At 51.3% G+C, this 8291-nt stretch carries 7 protein-coding genes; all 7 read right to left on the reverse strand.

Features of this window, described 5'->3' with window-relative positions; genetic code table 11:
• Positions 1-74: 74 nt before the first annotated feature.
• A complete protein-coding gene (gene vanT / locus AC1WIP_RS07510) occupies positions 75-2228 on the reverse strand; it encodes a serine racemase VanT catalytic subunit (RefSeq protein WP_481141271.1) in 2154 nt (717 codons plus the stop codon).
• Positions 2225-3001, reverse strand: a complete 777-nt coding sequence (locus tag AC1WIP_RS07515; RefSeq protein ID WP_481141277.1) for a M15 family metallopeptidase — start codon at positions 2999-3001, stop codon at positions 2225-2227. Before AC1WIP_RS07515 ends, vanT begins: the two co-directional genes overlap by 4 nt.
• 5 nt (positions 3002-3006) lie before the next feature.
• Positions 3007-4059, reverse strand: a complete 1053-nt coding sequence (gene vanG / locus AC1WIP_RS07520) for a D-alanine--D-serine ligase VanG (protein ID WP_481141272.1) — start codon at positions 4057-4059, stop codon at positions 3007-3009.
• Positions 4060-4250: 191 nt separating this feature from the next.
• Entirely contained in the window at positions 4251-5381 is a 1131-nt protein-coding gene (vanS, locus tag AC1WIP_RS07525) for a vancomycin resistance histidine kinase VanS (RefSeq protein ID WP_481141273.1), read from the reverse strand.
• A complete protein-coding gene (vanR, locus tag AC1WIP_RS07530) occupies positions 5374-6069 on the reverse strand; it encodes a VanR-ABDEGLN family response regulator transcription factor (RefSeq protein ID WP_481141274.1) in 696 nt (231 codons plus the stop codon). Before vanR ends, vanS begins: the two co-directional genes overlap by 8 nt.
• A gap of 12 nt (positions 6070-6081) precedes the next feature.
• Positions 6082-7482 carry a phospholipase D-like domain-containing protein gene (locus AC1WIP_RS07535; RefSeq protein WP_481141275.1) on the reverse strand — a complete coding sequence of 467 codons (1401 nt, stop codon included), beginning with the start codon at positions 7480-7482 and terminating at the stop codon, positions 6082-6084.
• Between the two features lie 55 nt (positions 7483-7537).
• On the reverse strand, positions 7538-8143 hold the full coding sequence (locus AC1WIP_RS07540; RefSeq protein WP_481141276.1) for a CDP-alcohol phosphatidyltransferase family protein: 606 nt from the start codon (positions 8141-8143) through the stop codon (positions 7538-7540).
• Between the last annotated feature and the right edge of the window lie 148 nt (positions 8144-8291).

The raw sequence follows: 8291 nt of genomic DNA on the forward strand, positions 1-8291 counted from the left end.
CACTGCTTCGGAACCCGTTTTTGGTTATTATGACCAGGTTCGTGACTTTGCCAGCGAGTTTCGCAATTACTTACTTATTCTATTACTCTCTCCAGTCTTTTGCCCAGACGGCTCAGTACTTCATTTGTGATGGAGCCGGACCATTCGGCCACATCCCCAGCGCCAATCTCCTCTTCCCCCGACCTGCCGATCACCACGGCAATGTCTCCGGGACATACATCCTTGATATTGCTTACATCCACAATGGTCTGATCCATGCAGATGCGTCCCAGAATGGGAGCCCGGCGCCCTCTGATGAGCACCGCCCCCTTTCCACAGGACAGGGAACGGGGAAGTCCGTCCCCGTAGCCGATGGTCACAACCCCAATGGTCATTTCCCGCTCTGCCACGAAAGCTCGTCCATAGCCTGCGGCCTCCCCCGGATGCAGCTTTTTGATCAGGGCCACCCGTGCCTTTAAGGAAAGCACCGGCGAAAGAGGAAGCCTGCATTCTTCACTGTCCTTTTTTGTGCTCAACACCCCGTACAGGGCGATTCCCACTCTGGCGTAGTCGCCGCCAAGGGCAGGATAATTCACCACTCCATAGCTGGCGGTCAGATGGATTTTTCCACAGTCAAAGCCCTCCGCCGAAAGCCGCTCCACCGTCTGGAAAAACCTTCTGGCCTGCATTCTGGTATATGCCTTGTCCTCCTCCAGATTTGTGTCGTCCGCACAAAGATGCGTGAAAATCCCCTTTACCGAAAGCCTCTTCATTCCAAAGATTTCCCGCAAAGCCTCCATATTTCCGCTTGGCACACCCAGCCTGTGCATTCCGGTGTCCAGCGCAATATGCACAGGAAGCCTCCTTTTGAGACATTCATTCAGCCCCTTGGCATAGGATAAATCGATCACTGTCTGGGTCAGGCCATAGCGGATAAGCTGGGAAGCCTCCTGAGGCGCCGTATAGCCCAGCACCAAAATATCTCCGCGCACTCCCGCCTTTCGCAAGGCAATTCCCTCTCCTATCTCCGCCACGCAAAAGGCCCCCACGCCACAGGCTGCAAGCTCCCTTGCGATCAACGCCGCTCCATGCCCGTAGGCGTCGGCCTTCACTGCGGGCATCAGCTCACAGCCCTTTGGGAGATTTTCCCGCAAAACCGCCACATTCCTTCTGAGCGCCTGCCTATCCAGAGTAATCCAGGCTCTGGCAGTTTTTGCGGCCCTTTCTCTTTCCTTCCTTTTACGGGAAAATGCCCTCCCTATCCAAAGAAGAACCACCGAAGCAGCCAGGGAACCCACACATACCGCCAGATAATGCACCAGACTATTTTCCACCAAAACGCCGGTAAGACCCAGCACTCCGGCAGCTCCCCGCACCACTACGATCACAGCGGGATGCAGCACATAAAACCAGGCGGAGACAGTGCGAAGCTCTCTTTTTGGCCTGATCTGCCAGGCCATAATGAAACGGTATAGGAAGTACATGCAAGGCACCAGCATCACATACATGCTGTCATGACGCTGCAGCCCAAAGAACCGAAGGGTAAAGCCCTCCGCCGTCATAAGGCTAAAGAAAGCCAGCGAAGCAGCCGCCAGGAAAATGGGCTTTCCCGTCAGCCTTCCTCTTTTTAAGCTCCACTCCTGCCCGGCTCTAACGCCCATGAGAAGAAACAAGGGTGCAAAAAACAATCCGTTTCTGGTGTAGGAGGAGACCCCAAAGAAAAGCTCGTAAGCCTGTTTTATCCCCGGCGCATAGGCAAGAAGTCCAAAATAGCTGTCTCCCAAAAGCCCCATTCCATATAAAAGGACGCACACAGACAGCAAAAGCCTTTCGGGCAGCATGCGCCGAAGCAGGCACACCACGCCGATTCCCAGAATACATGCGGGAAAATACCACAGATGATAGAAGGTTCCATCCACAAGAAGCATCCGCAAAAATCCCCAAATCCCAATGTCCTCATAATGTCCTGCATAAATTCCAATGGGAAGATACAATAACACGGCGCCGCCGTACATAAGGGCCAGCTTCTTCACATGGCCGGCCACACCAAAGCCGCCCAGCACAAACTGCCCTGTCACCATAAAGAAAAAGGGCACCGCTATCCTGGCAAAAATTCTGGTCAGAAAGAAATCTGCACCTGCGCTTATATCCTCCAGGGGAGAGGTGTGGATCGCCGCTACCAGGAAGGCGGCCGCCAGACGAAACACATCCAGTCCTCCCAGCTCATAGGCTCTCTTTTTTGCATTCACGCTCCCACACCTCCCAGGACCGCTCCTTTCCCACCCAGGCACCATTTGGTAATGATATAGCCGTCCATATTGTTTCCGGAGAAGGAATAGGGAATCCCCTCATCCATCCCAAGCCGGACACCCTCCGAGGTACAGGGCAGATAGGATACCTCTATCACCGCTCCTCCCCTTTCATACCGATAGGGTCTTTCTTCGTAAACATACTCCTTCAAAAAATCCAGGTATTCCTCCAGCACAAGTCCCAGACTGCTCATAATAGCCCCGTGGGGCATCCCCACATAGCGGAAATGCCAGGGCTCATGACCGATGCCCGTCACGGCCTCCTTTCCCGCAGGATAGCGCTCCACGAAGCCATAGTCTCCCGCACGCTCTCTGAAGCGCTGGCAAATGCCGCTGTAGGGAAAGTCAGGACAGATAAAATCAATCTTCTCCTGCTTCAGGCCAAGATCAATGGCAAGCCCCGTCTGGTGCTCGCTGTGCCCGGGAAGAGCCACAAACTTTTCCGTAAAGGCTCTTCCATTTTCCTGAAGGGAGCCGTCCCAGATTTCCTGCTGCTCTTCATAGGAGCGGTAGCCGCTCACCGGCACAATCTGCTTCCAGCCCCGGATTTCCTCCATAAGGCTGGAGAGCAGCGTTACCGCCCTTCTCTGCAGCAGGACTGGAAAACCTTCCCGCACAGGAAGCAGGGAATCCTTTGATATTTCCTGATATTCCCAATCGCTGTTAACCAATATCAGGTTTCCTCTGTGAACATCCCTTTTCGTCAAAACCACTGTATTCAAGTCTCCACCGCCTCCTCTAAAATCTGATCCAGCATTTCTTTGAAGGAAAGTCCCGCCGCCTTCATCATGCCCGGAAATCTGCTATGCTCCGTAAAGCCCGGAATGGTATTTACCTCGTTAAAGACGATCCTGCCCTGGGGGGTAAGAAACAGATCCACTCTGGCAAAGCCCTTGCAGTCCAAGGCCTTGTAGATACGCTTTGCAGTCTCCTTGATCTCGTGGGATTTACCGGGAGATATCCGCGCAGGCACGTGGATTGCCGAGGTCTTCAGCGTATATTTTTCGGTGTAATCAAAGAATCCTCCGGACAATTCGATCTCATCCACCTCCCCTGTCTTAAGCCTGTCCCTCCCTATGACGGCACAGCCCACCTCAAAGCCTTCAATGGCCTCCTCCACCAGCACCCTGTCGTCATAAGAAAAAGCCTGCTCCACCGCCTTTAAAAGAGCCTCCCTGTCCGATACCTTAGAAACCCCAAAGGAGGAGCCCGCCCGCACCGGCTTTACAAAAAGAGGATAGCCTGTGCCCTCGCCGAAGGTCACCACAGCCTGCTTCGGCGTGCTTTTCTCCACCAAAAAGGATTTTGGCACGGCCGCTCCCGCCGCAGCCGCAAGCTTGTGGGCTCTGTCCTTGTCCATACACAAGGCTGAGGCCAGCGTGCCGCAGCCCACAAGGGGAATTCCCGCCAGCTCAATCAGTCCCTGTACGGTGCCGTCCTCCCCGTTCTTCCCATGGAGTACAGGGAAGGCCCCCTGTAAGGGAAGCTTCACCATATTGGCTTCCTCAAACACATACAGACATCGGTCACAGCGGCTTTGGGACAGACAGGCCGGCAGGCACTCTCCCGCTTCCTGCCACCTGTCCTCTTTGATTTTCTTAATATCGCCGGTAAAATAAAACCAGTCTCCCTGTCTGGATATTCCGATGCACACCGGGTTGTATTTTTCCCTGTCCATATTTTCAAGAACCGCAAAGGCAGACTCCAGAGACACCTCATATTCCGGAGAGCATCCGCCAAAAATCACTGCAATGTTTTTCAAATTCTTCATTTTTACCTCTCATTCTGCCGCATAAGCGGCGCCAAATGTGCGCTGCCGCGCAAAATGCGCACAATGCGCGCTATCTCGCGCATAGAAAAAAGCTTCTGTCTCGATACCTTGATGGTATCAAAACAAAAGCTTTTATGTTTTCGTTTTCTTTTCTTGTTTGCTTACGGTTTTCTTCCGAATTTCTTACAATTTTATGACGGTGTTCCTGAAATAGGAAGCCTGACGGTAAACAAAATTTTTTCCTCGGCACTCTGCACTGTAATCTGTCCTCCGTGCAGTTCCACAATCTCCTTGGAAATTGCAAGTCCAAGGCCCGCGCCGCCGGTTTTGGAGGAACGGGAAGCGTCCAGCCTGAAAAACTGCTCAAAAATGCGGTCCAGCTTTTCCTTGGGAATGGTTTTCCCCTGATTGCAGACCCTGACCTCCGCAAATCCCTCCTTTTGAAAAAGGCCCATGCGGATGCCGGTGTTGCTGTAGCTGTAATTTACCGCGTTGCGGATCAGGTTGTCAAACACCCGCTCCAGCTTGTCCGGATCGCACACAATTTCCACGTTGGGTTCAATGGAAAGCTCCCAGAAAAGCTCCTTTTCCCCCAGGATGGGTTCAAACTCACTGGCAATCTGCTCCAGCATGCGGCTTAAGTTTACCCGCTCTGTCTCCAGGGTCATGGCCGTCAGATTGAACCTGGTGATATCAAAAAATTCATTGATCAAATCCTCCAGCCGCTCCGCCTTGGAAAGAGCGATTCCAGTATATTTTTCCCGAAGCTTTTCCGATATCTGGGGCTCGTCCCGAAGAAGGGTCAGATAGCCGATCACGCTGGTCAAGGGCGTCTTTAAATCATGGGCCAGATAAACGATCAGGTCGTTTTTTCGCTGCTCCGCCTCCTTTGCCAGCGCCGCGTTGCGAAGGGCCTGCTCCCTCACCAGATTCATCTCGTCCTGCACACCGTGCATGGTCTCCGGCAGCTGGATGGGCGTTTCCGACAGCTGTGCAAGCTGCCTGGAGGCCTCCACCACCTGATCCAGATAGCGCAGAGGCTTAGAGATAAAATAATAGGTAATAAGCACCCAGCCGATGAGAAAGACAACTGCCACCACCAAAATAATATAATCCCGCACCCAGCTTAGGATATGCCACAGCGGATCAGAGCTGTACCAGGTTATAGAAGAACAAAACTCCCAGGCAAGAATCACCAGAACGGGCAAAAGTCCTGCAAATCCAATCAGCGACAGCACATATTGTATCAGGATTTTTCTTGTAACCGCACTTTTATGGGCATAGCCTCTCTTTTTGGCCCCCTTGTCTGCACGCTTATTCAATGGTATAGCCCACCCCCCACACTGTCTTGATAAATTTCGGCTTTCTGGCAGGCTCCTTCATTTTTTCCCGAAGCCTGGCAATATGAGCCATCACCGTGTTGTTATTGTCCAGATACTTTTCTCCCCACACCGTCTCAAACAGCTCCTCTGAGGAGACCACCCTGCCCCTGTGCTCGCACAGATACCACAAAATGTTAAATTCAATGGGCGTCAGCTGCAGCTCCTTTCCATCCAGGGTACACTTGTGACTGTCCTTTGCAATATGCAGGGAGCGGATATCGATCTCCTCTTCCTCAGGCTGGGAGGAATCCGCCATATTATAGCGCCTGTACCTTCTAAGCTGGGTTTTTACACGAGCCATAAGCTCCAACGGATTAAAGGGCTTTGTGATATAGTCGTCCGCTCCCAGTGTAAGCCCTGTGATCTTATCCATATCCTCCACTTTTGCCGTCAGCATGATAATCGGGAAGAAATGCTTCTGTCTGATTCTCTGACACAGGGCAAAACCATCCACATCCGGCAGCATCACATCCAAAATGGCAAGGCTTAAAGGTGTAGTTTCCACACAGCTTAGGGCGTCTGCGCCATTATAAAATTTATATACCTGATAGCCCTCGTTTTTCAGATATACCTCCACCAGGTCCGCGATCTCCTGTTCATCGTCCACAATCAATATATTCTCACTCATCCGTTACCCTCTCTACATAATAAAGCGAAACCATTTGGCAGCCGGTGCAAGGAGACGGACACGCAGCTCCTGTTTTTTATCCATTTCCTGCATTTTGGCTCCGTCCGCCCTTAGCCCCTCGCCATCCCGAATCAAAAAGGCCTCCGCCTCATAGCGGCTCATAGCCTCCCGCAGCTTCCTGTTAAGAGCCTCTCCGTCAATCACCAGCATCAGCTCCGTGTCAATATAGACGCTTCGCATATCCCAGTTAAAGGAGCCTACCCCGGAAAGCCTGTCCCCAACAGTAAAGCATTTTCCGTGGTAGGATACGCCGCTGTCATACTCTAAAACCTGCAGCTTCGTTTCCAGGATTTCCTCCCTGTGCACATAATAATCCGCAGCGCCAAAAGGATTTCCGTTGTTGGCAACAGAATTGGTCATCATGGTAATATCAGGGTTTTTATCGCAGATCTGCTCAAGGCGCTCCAGCATCCAGCTGCTGCACATAATATAAGGCGTGTGAAAAAAAGCCTGCTCTCCCGGCTGGGATAAAAGCTCTGTGACAGTGTAATACACTACCGGCTCCTTTACTCCAGTGTGAACGGGGTTCGACACCAGCCGGATGCTGCGCACAGGAACCGTCATCTGCTCATAGTCCGCCTCCTTCAGCCATCCGGAGTGATTTTCCTCAATTTCCTCATAAAGGGCGGAAAGCTCTCCGGCCGCTTTTTCCACCGAAGGATTATGACTCCAAAAGACGCTCTTCCCCACAGTTACACAGTCTCCGCTCTCCCAGACAGAGGTAAAATAGCTGGTAAGCGCATCAAAAGAGGCACCTGCCTGTGTAAGCACAAGCACGTCCCAGTCATAATTTTTATAACCGTCATGGTCTCCTAAAAAGTAATCATAACAGTTTCTGCCTCCCAAAATATAAACATCCTCATCTGCGATCAGATACTTGTCGTGCATTCGGGCCATAAGCTTCCAGGGCTTTAAGAGGTTCACCGGATTGTAAACCCGAAACTCCACGTTTTCCGCTCCAGCCAGGGCCAGAAAATAAGGGTTTCCCCAGGCGTGGGCAAAATAAGGGAAGCCATCCATAAGCACTTCCACCTTTACTCCCCTCTCCGCCGCGTCAAGCAAAGCCGCCATCAGTATCTTCCCGCTGTTGTCCGACATCATGTCAAAGGTAGACAATATGATACGCTCTTTCGCATTGGCAATCAGCCGCACTCTCTCTTCCAGCGCCTCTCCGTTTTCAGAGAGAATCCCGGCGCGCTCTCCCTGATATGCTTCCCCATAAAAATCCTCCGCTCTTATTTGAGCTTCCTGCTCCTTGGAAAGCTGGGGCTGTGTGTAAAAGGGAATACACGCCGCTGCCACATACAAAGCGAATGCCGCCGCTGCCAAAATCCCGATGACGATCCCCTTCATCCCTTTGTCCTCCTGTTTTCTCTGCGCACATATTTTCCGCGCTTATCCCCTTCTCCTATTCTGCACTGTCCTGCTTTACTTTGTTTTTCTGTTCCCCTTGCTTTTTCATATCCCGAAAGACCCTGTAATACATTTTCAAATACAGCGCCAGAGAAATCAACATGGCAGCCATGCAGGCTCCCGTAAGAAGATTCACCGCCAGATACGGAATATCCACAGCCAGAAGAAGAATCAGCATCACACCGTCCAAAAGTGCAGTACAGACCTTGCCGTGCATACTTGCACCGTTCATGCGGTACCCGCGCCTCATCATATAAAGTCCCAGCGCTCCCATAATCAGCTCCTTTGATACAAACACCAAAAGCAGCACCGAAACTGCAGGATACCGGAAGGCAAAGCTTAAGGCCAGGGCGCCCTGGGTTATTTTATCCGCAACAGGGTCCAGTATTTTGCCAAATTCCGTGATCATATGAAATTTCCTGGCAATCTTTCCATCCAGAAAATCCGTAAGGAAAGACAGCAGCATCACTCCGGCGGCCGCGTAATAATCTCTTGTGCTCTCCGCCCGGGCATACAAAAACAGATACACGGGAACCAGCAAAATACGAAAATACCCCAGCAGATTGGGAATGGAAAAGTATTCTTTTCTTTTGTCTTTCATATTTTTCCCTGCTCTCTGATCATACATTATTACAATTATGCTTTGCCCGGGCTCTTTTTGTCAAGAGAATGACTGTTAAAAGATGAATTATCTTTGTAGGTTTACAATACATGTGTTACAACTGAATAATAAAAAAGGCGGAAATACA

Source organism: Acetatifactor sp. (assembly GCF_982438285.1).

Coding starts and splice junctions, on each gene's coding strand:
- vanG (WP_481141272.1), bottom strand. CDS start 4,059: ATGAAGAATTTGAAAAACATTGCAGTGATTTTTGGCGGATGCTCTCCG.
- vanR (WP_481141274.1), bottom strand. CDS start 6,069: ATGAGTGAGAATATATTGATTGTGGACGATGAACAGGAGATCGCGGAC.
- AC1WIP_RS07535 (WP_481141275.1), bottom strand. CDS start 7,482: ATGAAGGGGATCGTCATCGGGATTTTGGCAGCGGCGGCATTCGCTTTG.
- AC1WIP_RS07540 (WP_481141276.1), bottom strand. CDS start 8,143: ATGAAAGACAAAAGAAAAGAATACTTTTCCATTCCCAATCTGCTGGGG.